This window comes from Streptomyces sp. NPDC033180, from assembly GCF_055577645.1.
Genome location: NZ_JBVIPU010000011.1, coordinates 76,157 through 92,099, shown reverse-complemented (window position 1 = coordinate 92,099; position 15,943 = coordinate 76,157). Strand labels below are relative to the sequence as shown.

The 15,943-nt window shown below is 69.9% G+C and carries 13 protein-coding genes; 2 read left to right on the top strand and 11 right to left on the bottom strand.

Annotated features, from left to right (window positions below; translation table 11 throughout):
* Nucleotides 1–5 precede the first annotated feature (5 nt).
* The 8 genes from ACZ5WE_RS26670 to ACZ5WE_RS26635 all read right to left on the bottom strand — a co-directional run bounded on the left by ACZ5WE_RS26670 (nt 6) and on the right by ACZ5WE_RS26635 (nt 9,311).
* Nucleotides 6–248, bottom strand: coding sequence for a hypothetical protein (locus ACZ5WE_RS26670; protein ID WP_399396243.1), 243 nt, complete (start codon nt 246–248; stop codon nt 6–8).
* On the bottom strand, nt 245–1,750 hold the full coding sequence (gene gatA / locus ACZ5WE_RS26665; RefSeq protein ID WP_467693100.1) for an Asp-tRNA(Asn)/Glu-tRNA(Gln) amidotransferase subunit GatA: 1,506 nt from the start codon (nt 1,748–1,750) through the stop codon (nt 245–247). Before gatA ends, ACZ5WE_RS26670 begins: the two co-directional genes overlap by 4 nt.
* 5 nt (nt 1,751–1,755) lie before the next feature.
* The gene (gene gatC / locus ACZ5WE_RS26660; protein WP_016642027.1) at nt 1,756–2,052 is read right to left on the bottom strand and encodes an Asp-tRNA(Asn)/Glu-tRNA(Gln) amidotransferase subunit GatC; all 297 of its coding nucleotides are present in this window, start codon (nt 2,050–2,052) and stop codon (nt 1,756–1,758) included.
* A 132-nt stretch (nt 2,053–2,184) separates the two neighbouring features.
* The gene (locus ACZ5WE_RS26655; RefSeq protein ID WP_467693227.1) at nt 2,185–4,302 is read right to left on the bottom strand and encodes a putative bifunctional diguanylate cyclase/phosphodiesterase; all 2,118 of its coding nucleotides are present in this window, start codon (nt 4,300–4,302) and stop codon (nt 2,185–2,187) included.
* Nucleotides 4,303–4,838: 536 nt separating this feature from the next.
* Complete coding sequence (gene ligA / locus ACZ5WE_RS26650) at nt 4,839–7,022, bottom strand: NAD-dependent DNA ligase LigA (protein ID WP_467693102.1); 2,184 nt, start codon at nt 7,020–7,022, stop codon at nt 4,839–4,841.
* 30 nt (nt 7,023–7,052) lie between these two features.
* The gene (locus ACZ5WE_RS26645) at nt 7,053–8,048 is read right to left on the bottom strand and encodes a methionine synthase (RefSeq protein ID WP_467693104.1); all 996 of its coding nucleotides are present in this window, start codon (nt 8,046–8,048) and stop codon (nt 7,053–7,055) included.
* Nucleotides 8,045–8,734 carry an SDR family oxidoreductase gene (locus tag ACZ5WE_RS26640; RefSeq protein WP_467693106.1) on the bottom strand — a complete coding sequence of 230 codons (690 nt, stop codon included), beginning with the start codon at nt 8,732–8,734 and terminating at the stop codon, nt 8,045–8,047. The genes ACZ5WE_RS26645 and ACZ5WE_RS26640 overlap by 4 nt, the downstream gene beginning before the upstream one ends.
* 31 nt (nt 8,735–8,765) lie before the next feature.
* Nucleotides 8,766–9,311: an LOG family protein gene (locus ACZ5WE_RS26635; protein WP_467693108.1), complete on the bottom strand. Its 546-nt coding sequence runs from the start codon at nt 9,309–9,311 to the stop codon at nt 8,766–8,768.
* Between the two features lie 63 nt (nt 9,312–9,374).
* Between ACZ5WE_RS26635 and ACZ5WE_RS26630 the strand changes: the two genes are divergently transcribed.
* Entirely contained in the window at nt 9,375–9,710 is a 336-nt protein-coding gene (locus tag ACZ5WE_RS26630; RefSeq protein WP_467693110.1) for a DUF427 domain-containing protein, read from the top strand.
* Nucleotides 9,711–9,773: 63 nt separating this feature from the next.
* Here ACZ5WE_RS26630 and ACZ5WE_RS26625 read toward each other — a convergent pair whose 3' ends face one another.
* The 3 genes from ACZ5WE_RS26625 to ACZ5WE_RS26615 form a co-directional block, all read right to left on the bottom strand.
* A complete protein-coding gene (locus tag ACZ5WE_RS26625) occupies nt 9,774–10,505 on the bottom strand; it encodes a M48 family metallopeptidase (RefSeq protein ID WP_467693112.1) in 732 nt (243 codons plus the stop codon).
* 56 nt (nt 10,506–10,561) lie between these two features.
* Nucleotides 10,562–14,158, bottom strand: a complete 3,597-nt coding sequence (locus ACZ5WE_RS26620; RefSeq protein ID WP_467693114.1) for a type I restriction endonuclease subunit R — start codon at nt 14,156–14,158, stop codon at nt 10,562–10,564.
* A gap of 103 nt (nt 14,159–14,261) precedes the next feature.
* Nucleotides 14,262–14,819, bottom strand: coding sequence for an ATP-binding protein (locus tag ACZ5WE_RS26615; protein WP_467693116.1), 558 nt, complete (start codon nt 14,817–14,819; stop codon nt 14,262–14,264).
* A gap of 270 nt (nt 14,820–15,089) precedes the next feature.
* On the opposite strand from ACZ5WE_RS26615, the gene ACZ5WE_RS26610 reads away from it, so the two are divergent.
* Nucleotides 15,090–15,941: a helix-turn-helix domain-containing protein gene (locus tag ACZ5WE_RS26610; RefSeq protein WP_467693118.1), complete on the top strand. Its 852-nt coding sequence runs from the start codon at nt 15,090–15,092 to the stop codon at nt 15,939–15,941.
* Nucleotides 15,942–15,943 lie beyond the last annotated feature (2 nt).

Sequence of the window (15,943 nt, the reverse complement as noted above, 5' to 3'; positions counted from 1 at the left end):
CCCTCTCAACCCAGCAGGACGTCGTCGTCGCCGAGCTTCTTCAGCTCGCGATAGAGCAGAGCAAGACCGGTGACGATGGCGGCGGCGGAGACAGCGGCGTCGACGAGCCGGAGCGTGTCGTTCTCCTTGCGGGCCAGCCTGGCCTGCTTGACGACCGAGATCGCGCCGAAGGCGGTGGCGCCCATCGACAGGTACGCGCCGGGCTTGGACTTCTTGAAGCCCTGGGCCTTGGCAGTCATGGGACTCATAGTGACGGTGCCTCCTCAAGCAGCGGGTGACCCCACCTTTCCACGAAGGCGGCCTCTACGGCAGCGCCGACCCTGTAAAGGCGGTCGTCCTTCATGGCCGGGGCGATGATCTGCAGTCCGACAGGCAGGCCGTCCTCCGGCGCGAGGCCGCAGGGCAGCGACATGGCGGCGTTGCCCGCCATGTTCGACGGGATGGTGCACACGTCCGCGAGGTACATCGCCATCGGGTCGTCGGCGCGCTCGCCGATCGGGAAGGCGGTGGTGGGCGTCGCGGGCGAGACGATCACGTCGACCTGCTCGAAGGCCTTCTCGAAGTCCTTCGTGATCAGCGTGCGGACCTTCTGGGCGCTTCCGTAGTACGCGTCGTAGTAGCCGGAGCTCAGTGCGTACGTGCCCAGGATGACGCGGCGCTTGACCTCGTCGCCGAAGCCCGCCTCGCGGGTGAGCGCGGTGACGTCCTCGGCGGACTTCGTGCCGTCGTCGCCGACGCGCAGGCCGTAGCGCATGGCGTCGAAGCGGGCCAGGTTGGACGAGCACTCGCTCGGCGCGATCAGGTAGTACGCGGAGAGCGCCAGGTCGAAGGACGGGCAGTCCAGCTCGACGATCTCGGCGCCGAGCTCCTTGAGCAGGGCCACCGACTCCTGGAAGCGCTGGACGACACCGGCCTGGTAGCCCTCGCCGGCGAACTGCTTGACGACGCCGACGCGCATGCCCTGTACGGAGCCGTTGCGGGCGGCCTCGACGACCGCCGGGACCGGGGCGTCGATGGACGTCGAGTCGAGCTCGTCGTGCCCGGCGATGACCTCGTGCAGGAGCGCCGCGTCCAGGACCGTGCGGGCGCAGGGACCGCCCTGGTCGAGGGAGGACGAGAACGCCACCATGCCGTAGCGCGAGACGCCGCCGTACGTGGGCTTGACGCCGACCGTGCCGGTGACGGCCGCGGGCTGGCGGATGGAGCCGCCGGTGTCCGTGCCGATGGCGAGCGGCGCCTCGTACGAGGCGAGGGCGGCGCTGGAGCCGCCGCCGGAGCCGCCGGGGATGCGGGTGAGGTCCCACGGGTTGCCGGTGGGGCCGTACGCGCTGTTCTCGGTGGAGGACCCCATGGCGAACTCGTCCATGTTGGTCTTGCCGAGGATGACGACGTCGGCGGCCTTCAGGCGCTTGGTGACGGTCGCGTCGTACGGCGGGATCCAGCCCTCGAGGATCTTGGAGCCGACCGTGGTCGGTACGCCCTCGGTGGTGAAGATGTCCTTGAGCGCGAGCGGGACGCCGGCCAGCGGGCCGAGCTTCTCGCCCTTGTCCCGCTTGGCGTCGACGGCGCGAGCCTGTGCGAGGGCACCCTCGCGGTCGACGTGCAGGAAGGCGTGCACCTTCTCGTCGACGGCCTCGATGCGGGCGAGGTGGGCCTCGGTGACCTCGACGGCCGTCAGCTCGCCGGACGCGACCTTCGCGGCGATCTCGGCGGCGGTGAGCCTGATGATGTCGATCTTGCTGTCCGTCATGGTGGTTAGTCCTCCCCCAGGATCTGCGGCACCTTGAAACGCTGCTGCTCTTGGGCCGGGGCTCCGGAGAGAGCCTGCTCGGGGGTGAGCGACGGACGGACCTCGTCCGCGCGCATGACGTTCGTCAGCGGCAGCGGGTGGGAGGTCGGCGGTACGTCTTGGTCGGCGACCTCGGAGACGCGGGCGACCGCGCCGATGATGTCGTCGAGCTGTCCGGCGAAGTGGTCGAGCTCCTCGTCCTTCAGCTCAAGACGTGCTAGGCGGGCGAGGTGGGCGACCTCCTCGCGCGTAATGCCAGGCATGCGGCGATCCTCTGGGGGTGAGTGTGTGGTGTGTGGCCCCAATCCTATGGGGCCACACCCCGTGCACGTGAAACGGATTCCCTCGGCGGGGACCCGGCCGCTCCCCCACGGGTCCCGCGGGTCCGTGCCCGGCTACTTCGCGATGTCGGCCCCGGCCTCGGCGGCCGCCGCGGCGGCCGCCTCCTCGGCCGCCACGTCCACCGGCCTGCGCCACCCGCGAGAACCCCGGGCCCGCAGCCAGGCGGTGGTCTCGTCCGGCGGCATCGCGGCGGCGACCAGCCAGCCCTGCACCGCGTCGCACCCCAGGTCGCGCAACCGCTCCCACGTCTCGTCGTCCTCGACGCCCTCGGCGACGACGAGCAGACCGAGGGAGTGCGCGAGGTCGACCGTACAGCGGACGATCTCCGCGTCCTCGTTGTCGACGGCGAGCCGCGCCACGAACGACCGGTCGATCTTCAGCTCGCTCACCGGCAGCCGGCGCAGATGCACCAGGGACGAGTACCCCGTGCCGAAGTCGTCGAGCGACATCTTGACGCCGTGGCCGGTCAGCCCCGCCAGCGTGTCCGCGGCCCGCTGCGGGTCCTCTAGGAGAACGTGTTCCGTTATCTCCAGTTGGAGCGCTCCCGCGGGGACGCCGTGCCGGGCCAGACGGGCGGCGACGGCGCCCGCGAAGCCGGGCGTGTGGACGTCGCGCGGCGAGACGTTCACCGCTACGGGGACCTTGAGGCCCATCGCCTGCCACTTCGCCACCTGGCAGAGCGCCGTCTCCAGGACGTACTCCGTGAGGTGCGGCATGAGACCGGACGACTCGGCTATGGCGATGAACTCGTCCGGGGGCACCTTCCCGCGCTCCGGATGCACCCACCGCACCAGGGCTTCGAGCCCCGCGACCCGCCCGTCGAACTGGACCTTCGGCTGGTAGTGGAGCTCGACGTCCCCCGCGTCGAGTGCCCGGCGCAGGTCGCCCAACAGGCCTAGCCGGTCAGGGGTGTTGGAGTCCCGCTTGGACTCGTACACCTCGACGCCCGTGCGGTCGCGCTTGGCCTGGTACATCGCGACGTCCGCCCGCCGCAGCAGGCCCTCGGCGTCCATGGCGTGGTCGGGGAAGACGGCGAGCCCCGCGCTGGCCTCCAGGACCAGCGTCAGGCCGTCGAGGTCGAGGGGCGAGCCGAGGGCGGCGACCAGCGACCGCGCCACGCGGGTGGCGGACGTCGTGGAGTCGGCGACGGGCAGCAGAACGGCGAACTCGTCGCCGCCGAGTCGCGCGGCCTCCGCACCGCGCGGCAGGGCGAGCCGCAGCCGGTCGGCGATCTGCAGCAGCAGACGGTCGCCCGCGAGGTGGCCGAGGGTGTCGTTCACCGACCGGAAGCGGTCCATGTCGATCAGCATCAGAGCGGACCGGGCCCCGATCCGCTCGGCGTCGTCGAGGGCCGTCCAGGTCCGTTCGAGGAGCCACTGGCGGTTGGGCAGGCCGGTGAGCGGGTCGCGCAGCTGCTCCTCGGCCCTGGCCCGTGCGATCCACAGCGTCGAGTCGAGCGCGACCAGGGGGATCGCGAAGAGCGGCAGCAGGATGGGCGTAGAGGCCGCGACCACGCAGATCAGCGGGGCGATACCGAGCAGCGCGACGCCGACGAGGCCCTGCCGGACCAGGGCCGTTCGGGTGACCGTGGGCAGGGCTCCGGTGCGCGGCGCGTGGACGTACCAGAGCAGGACGCGGGTGACGACGAGGTACGCGGCGGCGGCGAGCGCCACTTCGGGGGCCGAGTACAGGTCCCAGGTCTCGGGCAGCCAGGGCGACTCCGTCGAGGGGGCCGTGCCGAACGCGGCCATGGCGAGCGCACCCGCGCCGAGGCCGAGGATGTCGACCGCGCCGTGCAGGATGCCCTGGCGCCAGCGGTGGCGGCGTGCGATGCCGACCAGGACGACGACGGTGAGGCTGACCATTCCGGCGGGCACCCAGCCGTACAGCAGGAGCACGGCGACGGTCAGCGCGCCGCCCGATCCCGTGCCGCCCCACCAGCGGTCGCGGCCGAGCGCGACGAGGTGGCCGACGATGAGACCCGTGAGGACGGCGAGGGACCAGCCGACCGTGCCGGAGGGGAACAGCGCGCTGCGTCCGGTGAAAGCGTGGAAGAAGCCCGTGCCGAGTACCACCGCGGCGATCGTCACGACGACAACCGGAAGCACGGGCCAGGGGTCGCGCTCACCGGAGGCGTCGTCCGGGCCGTGCGCCTCGACGCCGCGCCACAGCGGCCTGCGCCGCCCCTCGACCCCGGTCTGCGGGGAAGAACGGGGTCCCGCGTCCCGGCCGGCCGCGGTCTCGCCCACACCGAGCTCCTGCGTGCCGTACCCGCCGACGGTGCTCCATGCCCGTTCGCGTCGCTCGACCGCGGTGCTCGGGGCGGGACGCCGGCTCTCGGCTTCGCGGGCCTCGCGGGCCTCCCGTGCCGCTCTGCGGCCGCTGAGCCACGCGCCCGGTCCGCGCCCCAGGCACGCGCGCAGCCGGGAGTCCGGTGCGGCGCTCTCGGTCGGTTCCATTCCCGTCCCTCTCACAGCCAGCGGTGCCCACGCCACGCGACTCGCTCCAGAAGTCAGCCGCGTCTGAAACTCCTTCCCCGTGCTCCCGATGAGCAGGGGATACCCCAATCGCAGCGGGGCACGGCAGGCGCACACCTCAACAGTAGGCCGCAGAAGGCTTCTACGGGCAGCGGTCCACTACGGTTGCCCGAATGCGACCCGGCCACCCGTATGCCTCTGGTATGCGCTGAACGGGTGGCCTTCAACCGCTACTCCTCGGTCGGAAGCGCGACTTCCGCTGCCGCGTCGGGTCCCTGTTCCAGCAGGACGGCGAAGCCTTCCTCGTTGAGAACCGGAACCTTCAGCTGCATCGCCTTGTCGTACTTCGATCCGGGATTGTCACCCACGACGACGAAAGCTGTCTTCTTCGAAACGGAACCGGTCACCTTTGCACCACGGCTCTGCAACGCGTCTTTTGCGCCATCCCGTGTGTGGTGCTCAAGCGTTCCGGTCACGACGACGGTGAGCCCTTCGAGCGGCCGCGGCCCCTCGTCCTGCCCTCCTCCCTCTTCCTCCATGCGCACCCCGGCCTCGCGCCACTTGCGCAGGATCTCCCGGTGCCACTCCTCCTCGAACCACTGCTTCAGGGAGGCGGCGATGGTCGGGCCGACACCCTCGACGGCGGCCAGCTCCTCCTCCGTGGCCTGCTCGATCCGCTCGACGGACCGGAACTCGCGGGCCAGCGCCTCCGCGGCGACCGGGCCCACGTGGCGGATCGAGAGGCCCGTGATGACGCGCGCGAGCGGGCGCTCCTTGGCCGCCGCGATGTTCTCCAGCATGGAGAGCGCGTTCTTCCTGGCCTCGCCCTGCTGGTTGGCGAAGACCGTGGCGATCTTCTCCTCGCCCGTCTTCGGGTCCCGCTTGGGCAGACCGCTGTCCTGATCCAGTACGTACGCCTTGATCGGCAGGAGCCGCTCGATGGTGAGGTCGAAGATGTCGCCCTCGTCGAGGACGGGCGGCTCGGACGGCTCGAGGGGCTTGGTGAGGGCGGCTGCCGCCACATAGCCGAAGTTCTCGATGTCCAGGCTCTTGCGGCCCGCCAGATAGAACAGGCGCTCGCGCAACTGGGCGGGGCACGACTGGGCGTTGGGGCAACGGAGGTCGATGTCGGCCTCCTTCATCGGCCGCAGCGCCGTGCCGCACTCGGGGCACTCGGCGGGCATCACGAACTCCCGCTCGGTGCCGTCGCGCAGATCGACGACGGGGCCGAGGATCTCCGGGATGACGTCGCCCGCCTTGCGCAGGACGACCGTGTCCCCGATGAAGACGCCCTTCTTCTTCACCACGTCCTGGTTGTGCAGGGTCGCGAACTCGACCTCGGATCCCGCGACCGTGACGGGCTCCACCTGGGCGTACGGCGTGACGCGGCCGGTGCGGCCGACGCCCACGCGGATGTTCACCAGCTTGGTGTTGACCTCCTCGGGGGCATACTTCCAGGCGATCGCCCAGCGGGGAGCGCGCGAGGTCGAGCCGAGGCGGCCCTGGAGCGGGATCTCGTCCAGCTTCACGACGACGCCGTCGATCTCGTGCGCCACGGAGTGGCGGTTCTCGCCGAAGTACGTGATGAAGTCCCGTACACCGTCGAGGCCTTGGACCACCTTGTTGTGCTGGGCGGTGGGCAGGCCCCATGCGTGCAGCAGCTCATAGGCGTGGCTGAGGCAGTCGATGTCGAAGCCCTCACGGGCGCCGATGCCGTGCACCACCATGTGCAGCGGGCGGGTCGCGGTCACCCGCGGGTCCTTCTGGCGCAGTGAACCCGCCGCCGCGTTGCGCGGGTTGGCGAAGGGCTTGTCGCCGGCCTCCACCAGGCGGGCGTTCAGCTCCTCGAACTTCTCCATGGGGAAGAAGACCTCGCCGCGGATCTCGACGAGGGCGGGGATCTTGTCACCCTTGAGGCGGTCGGGGATGTCCGTGATGGTGCGGACGTTCGGAGTGATGTCCTCGCCGGTGCGGCCGTCGCCACGGGTAGCCGCGCGCGTGAGCTTGCCGTCCTCGTACGTGAGGTTCACGGCGAGGCCGTCGACCTTCAGCTCGCACAGGAAGTGGTGGTCGCTGGTGCCTACCTCCTTGCCGACGCGGTCGGACCAGGCGGCGAGCTCCGCGTCGTCGAAGGCGTTGTCCAGGGAGAGCATCCGCTCGCGGTGCTGGACCGAGGTGAACTCCGTCTCGTACGCCCCGGAGACCTTCTGGGTCGGCGAATCGGGCGTACGCAGCTCGGAGTACTCCTCCTCCAGGGCCTCGAGCGAGCGAAGGAGCTTGTCGAACTCGGCGTCGCTGACGACCGGTTGGTCGTTCACGTAGTACCGGAAGCGGTGCTCCTCGATCTGTTCGGCCAGCTGGGCGTGCTGATCCCGTGCCTCGGCGGGCACAGAGCCTTGCTGTTCGACAGCCACCGTTTCGTCCTCCCGTTACGTCATACCCAATTACTCAGGGTTGTCCGCGAGTGATCTCGCCGCCCTGGCGCAGTGGGCGAGCACCGCACGGGCGTACGCGGGAGAAGCTCCCGCGAGCCCGCACGACGGAGTGACCACGACCGACTCCGCGAGAGAACCCGGATTCAGCCCCAGCCTGCGCCACAGCGTCCTGACACCCATGACGCTACCGGCAGGGTCTGACAATGGTCCTTCCACGCCCGACACGACACCGGCGAAGAGCTTCGTGCCGCCCTCGACGGCCTCACCGATCGCCTCGTCGTCACGCTCGGTGAGCAGCGAGAAGTCGAACGAGATCGCGTCGGCGCCGGCCCGGCGAAGGAGCGCGAAGGGCACGTCCGGCGCGCAGGAGTGCACGACGGCAGGACCGTCATGGACGCCCCGGACGTCCCGCAGGGTGCTCTCCACGAGCTGCCGGTCCACGGCGCGGTGGGTGCGGTACTCGCTCGCGGTCTTGATGTGCCCGCGCAGTACGGCGATGAGCGAGGGCTCGTCGAGCTGGAGCACGATCTGGGCGCCGGGGATCCGGCGGCGTACGTCCGCGAGATGGGCGCGCAGGCCTTCGGTGAGCGATCCGGCCAGGTCACGGCAGGCGCCGGGGTCGGAGAGCGCGGCCTGGCCGTTCTTCAGCTCCAGGGCGGCTGCGAGGGTCCACGGCCCGACGGCCTGCACCTTGACCGGACCTTCGTACCCCTGGGTGAACTCCTCCAGGGCGTCGAGGTCTTCGCCGAGCCACGCCTTCGCACGGCGCGTGTCCCGCCCCGGCCGGTCACCGATCCGCCAGCCGCTGGGCTCCACGCGCGCGTAGAGCTCGACCAGCATCCCTGCGGTGCGCCCGATCATGTCCGCGCCGGGCCCCCGCCCGGGCAGCTCCGCCAGATACGGGAAGTCCTCGAAGCTGCCGGTGACGGTCCTCGCGGCCTCGCGGGCGTCGCCGCCCGGCATGGACCCGATGCCGGTGGCCGGGCCCCAACGAAACGCGTTCACTGTCCGGGCCGCACCGTCAGGTCGTTGACCTCCGCGTCGCGCGGCAGGTCGAGGGCCATCAGGATCGTCGTGGCGACCGACTCCGGGTCGATGAAGCGCGAGGGGTCGTACGCCTTGCCCTCCTGCTGGTGGACCTTGGCCTGCATGGCGCTCGCCGTGCGGCCCGGGTACACGGAGGTGACACGGACGCCTTCCGCGTGCTCCTCGGCGCGCAGGGAGTCCGCCAACGCCTTCAGGCCGTGCTTGGAGGCGGCGTAGGCGGACCAGTCGGCGTGGGCGCTCAGGCCGGCGCCCGAGTTGACGAAGACCACGTGGCCCTGGGCGGCGCGGAGTTGGGGCAGGAAGTGGCGGGTGAGCTCGGCGGGGGCGATGAGGTTGACGTTGAGCTGGTGGCGCCAGGACTTGGGGGTGAGGTCGCCGACCCGGCCCAGGTCGACCACGCCCGCGATGTGGAGCAGGGAGTCCACCCGGTCGGGCAGCGACTGGTGGCCGAACGCCCAGGAGAGCTTGTCGGGGTCGGAGAGGTCGCCCACGAGCGTGTCCGACCCGGGGAACTGCGCCGCCAGTTCCTTGGCCCGGCCCGCGTCCCGTGCGTGCAGGACGAGGGCGTCGCCGCGTGCGTGGAGGCGGCGGGCGACGGCCGCGCCGATGCCGGAGCCGGCTCCGGTGATCACATGTGTTGCCATGCGTCCATCGTCGCACCCCGGCGGGCGCGGATCAGCGCGTGCCCATGCACTCCTCCAGGTAGGCGAGGGCGCCGACCGGCTCCTCCGCGAAGAAGACGAGGCCGGTCAGCGGCACCGGCAGGAAGCCCTCGTCCTCCATGCGCTGGAACTGTTCCTTCAAGCCGTCGTAGAAGCCCGCCGAGTTGAGCAGGACCACCGGCTTGGTGTGCTTGCCGTGCTTCTTCAACTCGAGGATCTCGGTGGCCTCGTCCAGCGTGCCCGTGCCGCCGACCATGATCACGATCGCGTCGGACTTCTCCAGGAGCAGTGCCTTGCGCTCGGCGAGGTCACGCGCGATCACCATCTCGTCGGGCGCGGACACGGTCCGGGCCTTGGCGGCGAGGAATTCGACCGAGACGCCGACGAGGCGCCCGCCCGCCTCCGCCACTCCATCGGCGACGACCTTCATCAGACCGCTCTCCGAACCGCCCCACACCAGGGTGTGGCCGCCCTTGCCGAGCAGCTCGGCGAACTCGCGCGCGGGGCGGGTGTAGCGCTCGGGGAGGTCGGCCGCGGAGAGGAAGACACAGATGTTCATGGCATCACCGTACGATCCGGCAGAGACTGGGTGGGACGCGGCCGTCCATAGAAGGAGACCCCTGTGACCGCAGGACACAAGATCACCGTCGAGCAGGGCACCGACACCGTACGGGTGGTGCACGAGGGCCAGGTGGTGGCCGAAAGCAGCCGCCCGCTGCTGCTGCGCGAGACGGGCTACCCCGTGCGCCACTACCTCCCGCCCCAGGACGTGCGCACCGACCTCCTGACCCCGTCGGACACGACGACCTACTGCCCGTTCAAGGGAACGGCGTCGTACTGGTCGCTGCCGGGAACCGAGGGCGGCAAGGACGCGGTGTGGGGGTACCCCGAGCCGAAGGACGCGGTGGCGCAGATCAAGGACCACTTCTGCTTCTACGAAGTGGAAGAAGTGAAGTAGCGGCGAGACAGAACCCGCTTCCGGCGCCGGCGCGGGGCCTGCCCTGCCTGCCAGCTCGTCAGGTCAGACGGCCCCGCGCCACAGGCCGGACTCAGCCTCGGCGAAGCGGCGCTCCAAGCCCTCCAGGTCTCCGAGCACCCTGCGCATCCTGTGCCGGAAGGCCGCACCGTGCGCGGAGACCTTCAGATGGGTCAGCTCATGGACGAGCACCAGATCCACGAGATCTGGCGGCAACTGCATGAGTGCCCAATGCAAAGCGATGGATCCATCCGGCTCACAGGCTCCCCATCGTTCGCCGAGGTCTCGCACAGTCACTCCCTGAGCGGTGACGCCCGTCCGCTCGGCCAGAGGACCTGTGCGGGTGGCCACCCATCGGGTGCCTCGCGCGGCGTACCACTCGGCGATCAGGCGGGCGCCCTGCTGCGAGGGTCCGCCGTCCGGTAGCTCCAGCCAGCCCTGGTGCAACCGCACCCGCCCTCCTGACCCGGCAGGCACGACCTTCAGCCGGTGACGGCGCCCGAGATACGCGAAAGCCGCCCCGCCGACGAGCTCCTTGACGGGCTCACCGCCGCTGCGCCTGCGCCGCTGGACCTCGTCGGCAAGGCGCGGCAGACGGGACCGCACAGCCTCGGCGACGGCCTGCGGATCGGCGTCCGGCGGCACCGCGAAGAGCAGGTCACCGTCCTCCTGGATCTCGATCCCCAGGGTCCGGCGCCGAGGCCGCACGACGACCTGCCACGTCCACTCCCTCGGCATGGGGAGTGACGCCAAGGCGGACTGGACAGAGTGGCTCACACGGCATTCGTACCATCCGACACCGACAGGGTCCGCGAGGGCCGCCGACGAGGCTGCTACTGGCGTGGCCCGCCGCCGTAGCGCAGGAAGTCGCCGTGACGCTCCACGGCGAGTTCCAGGAGGCCCGCAGCGATGTCCGCCGTCCTCTCCCACTCAACGTGCAGATGGTCCGCCACCTTGAAGCGCAGCTCCTTGCGTACGTCGATGCGTGCCTCGGCCTGTGACGGGAAGTGCGGCTGCCTCACCAAGGCCGCTATGTCCACGGCGATGTGACAAGCCGCCTCGTACAGGTCGACCTCCGGTGGCACGGAGGCCGCGTCGTCCCGCTCCAGTTCCCTGGCCAGTGCGCGGTACACCGGCCCTTCGGTCAGCGGGTCGAGGACCGGCCCCGTCTCCTCCACGTCGTCGGTGACGTCTCCGACGAGCCGTGCGAGGTCGGCAGCGGCCTGGTCGAAGTCCTGCTGCATCCTCTGGATGATCTCTTCCAGGCGGCTGCTGAACCGTTCGTAGCGGGCCCGGTCCGTGCCGATCTTCGCCGTGATGTGCGTGCGCAGCCGGCTCACCATGTAGCGGGTCCGGGTCCGCGCGTCGCGGTTGGCCTCCACCCGTTCCATGAAGTCGGGCGCGGTCAGCTCGACGGGCGGGATCTTCAGCTCGACGCCAGTGACCCGGATGTGGTCGGCGATGAGCTTGCGCACCTTCGCTCCGTACCGGCGCGGGCTGAACTCGTCGCGCCCGTCCAGATACGCCTGCCGGGCCAGATACTGCACCTCGCCGAGATGGCCGGCCAGCTGCTCGTACGTGAGTGCGTAGGGCCTGGGCAGGACGGCTCCGAGGGCAGTGAGGAAGTCGCGGGCCAATTCGTCGAACTCGCCTCGCGCCAGCGGGTCGGCCAGCGCTTCGAGCAGCGCCTCACGGCGCTGCTCGTCGGCCAGAGAGACGGTGCCGTGGGTGTCGTAAACCGCAAGCTTCCGTGCGTCGAGGAAGCGGGCAACGGAACCGTGCAGGTCCTTGAGGAGCCGGTCGGCGGCGGCATCCGCCTGGAGGAGCAGGCCGTCGCCGGTGGGCTGGGGCCCCTGGTAGTCCCGGCTGAGGTGGTCGACGGTCACGTTCTGGTAGCCGTACACCTCGCGCAGGTGGTGCTGCTCGTACGCGTGAAGGGACCGGGCCAGTTCGGGCCCGATGCCGATGAAGTCGACGACCGAGCCCCACTTCTTGCGCGGGTAGGGCCGGTTGGTGCGGGCCACAGCTTGCAGGAGACCCACTCCGGAGAGCGCACAGTCCAGATAGAGGACCTGTTCCACGGGCGCGTCGAAGCCGGTGAGCAGCATCGACTGGACGACGAGGAAGGCCAGCGGCTCGGCATTCTCCCGGTCGTCGCCGTCCCTCTCCTCGGCCGGTTCCTCTTCCTCCGCCTGCCAGACGTCGCTCACGGGCGCCCCGGGCGCATACAGCCCCTGCCCCGGCATGCCATGCGGGTCGACGACCCAGGAGGGGTCATTGGCGGCGGCGAGCGGATCGCCGATGCCCTTCTTGAAGCGCTCGATGTACGCATCCTGCCGGGACTTCAGCGTCCAGTCCCGCCACCCCTCGGGGTCCCGCTGCCGGTCTCCGTGGATGACTACAGCGGCACTGATGGAGGCCAGTACGTCGCGGTGCGGCAGCATGGCGAGCAGTTCACGAGTCGCGGGGCCGACGCCGAAGGCTGCCATCGGATCGGAACGCAGGGCAGGGTCGAGCGCGTCGAGCTCCCCGAGCAGCCGGTCCCGGGCGGCGAGCAGCGCACCCTGATAGCGGACTGCCGCGCGACGGGACACCGCCACGAGCTGAGCGCCGAACCGGTCGGGCAGCGCGTTGACCGCCCAATGCCGGAGCATGTAATCGGCCTTGTCGGCGATCACGGACTCGGCTTCGAGGACCTCCTTGCGGCGCGCGAACTTACGCAGGACGCGCTCGCGCAGCTCCGGATCGGCGGGCACCTGCACGTCGAACTCCGCGTCCAGGGCCACCTGTTCGACCACCTCGAGGGGGACCTCGTACGCCTCGTAACGGACCGGCACGACAGACCGGTCCTGCTCGGCGTCATGAAGGGTGTACGTGTCGACGAGCGACCCGAAGATCTCTTCGGTCTTCTTGCGGGCGTCGCTGATGATGGGGGTGCCGGTGAAGCCGACGAGCACGGCGTTCGGCAACAGAGCACGCAGGCGGGCGTGCAACCAGCTGGCCTGGCCCCGGTGTGCCTCGTCGACAAGGACAACAATGTGCGGGCTGGGGTTCGCCGCCTGAACCTGAACGTACGCTTCCGATTCCTCGTCGCCGCCGTCCGGCCCGAGGCTTTCCTCGCGGCCGTCGTAGGCGGTGTCGTCACGCTGAGCCTTCTGGAGCATCACCAGGACGACGTCCGGAACGGGCACGGCCAGGTGTGCGCGTGCGTCCCTGACCCCTTCGGCCCGGTAGACGGTCTCGTCGGCGGCGGCCATGGATTCCAGGATCTGCTTTTCCAGGTCGATACGGTCGGTGACGACGACGACCTTGTGGCCCTTGAGTTCGTGACTGCTTCTGAGGTGGCGTACCAGGAAGGCCATGGTGAGGCTCTTGCCGGAGCCCTGGGTGTGCCAGATGACACCGCCCCGTTGGCCTGCGTCATGTCCGGCCGCAATAGCCGACTTGCGCTCCCGCAGGGCACGGGCGAGTCTGCGTACGGCGCGGAACTGCTGGTAGCGGCCGACCACCTTGAGCGTTCGGCCGCCCTGCCCTCGCTCCGTGGTGAAGTCCCGTACCAGGGTGAGGAGATGCTCCGGGGTGAGGACCCCGGCGGCGAGGACGGCCATGTCCGTGCTGCAGCCGTCGGCGGACGCCGGTTCGGTCGTACGCCACGGCGTGAAGTACTCGGGGCTTGAGGTGACGGTGCCCAGCTCGGCGTACGTGCGGTCGGTTCCGACCAGGACCTGCGCGTAGCGGGTGAACTCAGGCACGGGGGCGGCGGAATCCAGGCTCGCGTAGCGGCAGACCTGCCCGACGGCGTCGTCCAGGGCCGCCCTGCTGTTACTCCCCGACGTGAGCGGGGCCTTGCACTCGATCACGACCCAGGGCAGTCCGTTGACGAACAGCACCAGGTCCGGGGTGACGTGGGAGTTCTCCTTGCGGTCCACGCGGAACTGGCTGACGGCCAGCAGGTCGTTGCGACCGCCGTTCTCCCCCTCCCAGTCGACGAGTCGTACGTGTTCGGGGTCGCCCTTCTTCCAGCCGGGCAGGGTGCGGGCGTTGACACCGTCGCGCAGGAGCTTGGTCACCGCGAGGTTTGCGGCCACGCCTCGCTCGGCGGGCCCCTGGCCCGGGGCGGTGCCGAGTACAAGGGCGAGGAGTCGGTCGAGCTGGGCCGGGGTCAGCCAGGTTCCGCCGCCCCTGGGGCCGGGATTGATCTTCACCACGGCGTCCCGGAAACGGTCCTCGTAAACGACTTGGGCGAAGGTGGCCCGCTGGGAGGGCGCGGGGCTACCGACGGGCTCGCCGGGCCGGGCGCCTTGCAGGTGCTCCCACCCGAGCGCGGCCAGCTGCTCGATCAGCGGCTTCTCGGTCTTGACGTACTCCGGCCCCGCGTACTCCGACGCCGCCCGCTCCTCGTGCTCCTCTTGCCCCCGCTGCCCGCTCACCGCTGAACTCCCTGCCCTCACCGTGCGCTCCAGTGCCACGCTGGGGCGTACGGGCAACCCTACGTCCGGGCAGGGGCTCAGCCAGGGGCGTTTCGGCCTTTGATCAAGCCGCGAGGGTGGGCGGCGGTGCCTGGTGGAGGGCCAGCTCGAACCACATGGTTTTGCCGCCTGGCTCGTACGGCCCTTCGCCTATGGCACACCCGCCCCATCGGTCGGCAACGGTATCGAGGATCACCAGCCCCCGGCCACCATCCGCGTGGACGCTCACCGGTGGGGGCGGGGCGAGCGAGGGCAGATCGGGGCTCATGTCCCACACGCTCACGCGCAGTACGGGGCAGAGCCAGTGGAGGCGTACGGAGGCGGGGCCCTTGGTGTGGCGTACGGAGTTGGTCGCGAGCTCGGTGGTCAACAGCTCGGCGCGGTCCGTGAGTTCGGCGAGGTGGTGGGCGATGAGGACCGCGCGGAGGGTCAGGCGGGCGATTCCGGGGCTGCGGGGGTCGCAGGGGAAGTGGAGTTCGTACGACCAGGGGGCGGCGAAGGGGAGGGGCTGGGGGTGCGGGGGCGAGCCGTGGGCCTCTTCGGGGAGACAGGTGGCTGGGTCGGGGTCGGGATCTGGTTTGGCGTAGGCATCGTCGGGTTGAACGTTGAGGACTGAACTCACGCGGCACCTCCATTGGTGCGGGGCGCTCTGGGGAGCGCGGGGACGTGAATGTCGGCTACGGGGTTCGGTCTTCGCGTTGGGGCGGTGTGCCTGCCGGTGGGTGCCGGTGCGCTTCCGCTGGGCGCGAGAGCGAAGTGGTGGCCTGCGTCACACCATAGACCTCAACTTACAACCCGTGAGACCGACTTCACCTTAACGGGTTGAACAGTGTGATTCGGTGGACGCTAGCGCCCGCAGTCGGCACTATGGGCCCGAACAAGGAGAAGATGCATGGCACCACGGCCGACCCCCACAGTGCGCCAACGTCGCTTCGGTGCCGAACTGCGCAGGCTCCGAGAGGCGGCCGGACTATCCGCCCCCAGGGCGGCGGAACTCCTCGGAACTGATCGAACCACCATCTCCAACGTGGAGGCGGGACGCTTCGGCATCAGCGAGCAGCGATTGCGTCGCCTTGCCAGCGTCTACGAGTGCGACGATCCGACACTGATCGACGCCTTGGCCGCCATGACCGGTGGCCGGAGCACTGGTTGGTGGGACGAGTACCGGGGCAAGATCCCGCCCGACTTCCTGGATGTTGCCGAGTTGGAGCACCACGCGACGTCTCTGCGCACCCTGCAGACCGCACATATTCCCGGCATGTTCCAAATCGAGGAACACGCACGCGCCCTGTTCGACCTGTTCATCCCGGCAATGCCCCGACTTGAGGTCGAACTGCGTATCGCTCAACGCCAGGCACGCCACACCGTGATCACGCAGAACCCGCCGGTGGAGTACCAAGGCGTGATCCACGAATCGGCTCTGCGGATGCAGGTAGGCGGCCCAAGCGTGGCCAAAGCCCAGCTCAGCCGCCTTCTGGAGGAGAGCGAGCGCGACAACGTAACGCTTCTGGTGATCCCGTTCCGCGTCGGCGAGTTCCCCATGGCTGGCGACTCGGTGCTGTACGCAGCAGCCTCCAGTCCACACCTGGACACCGTTCAGGTGGACTCGCCGATCGGCGCCGTCTTCTTCGACTCCCCGACGCAACTGGGCAACTTCCGAAAGCGCTTGGACGCAGTCGAACAGGTAGCGTTGGATCCCGAGAAGTCGAGGGAAGCCATCCTCGAAATCACACGAGATCTATAAGA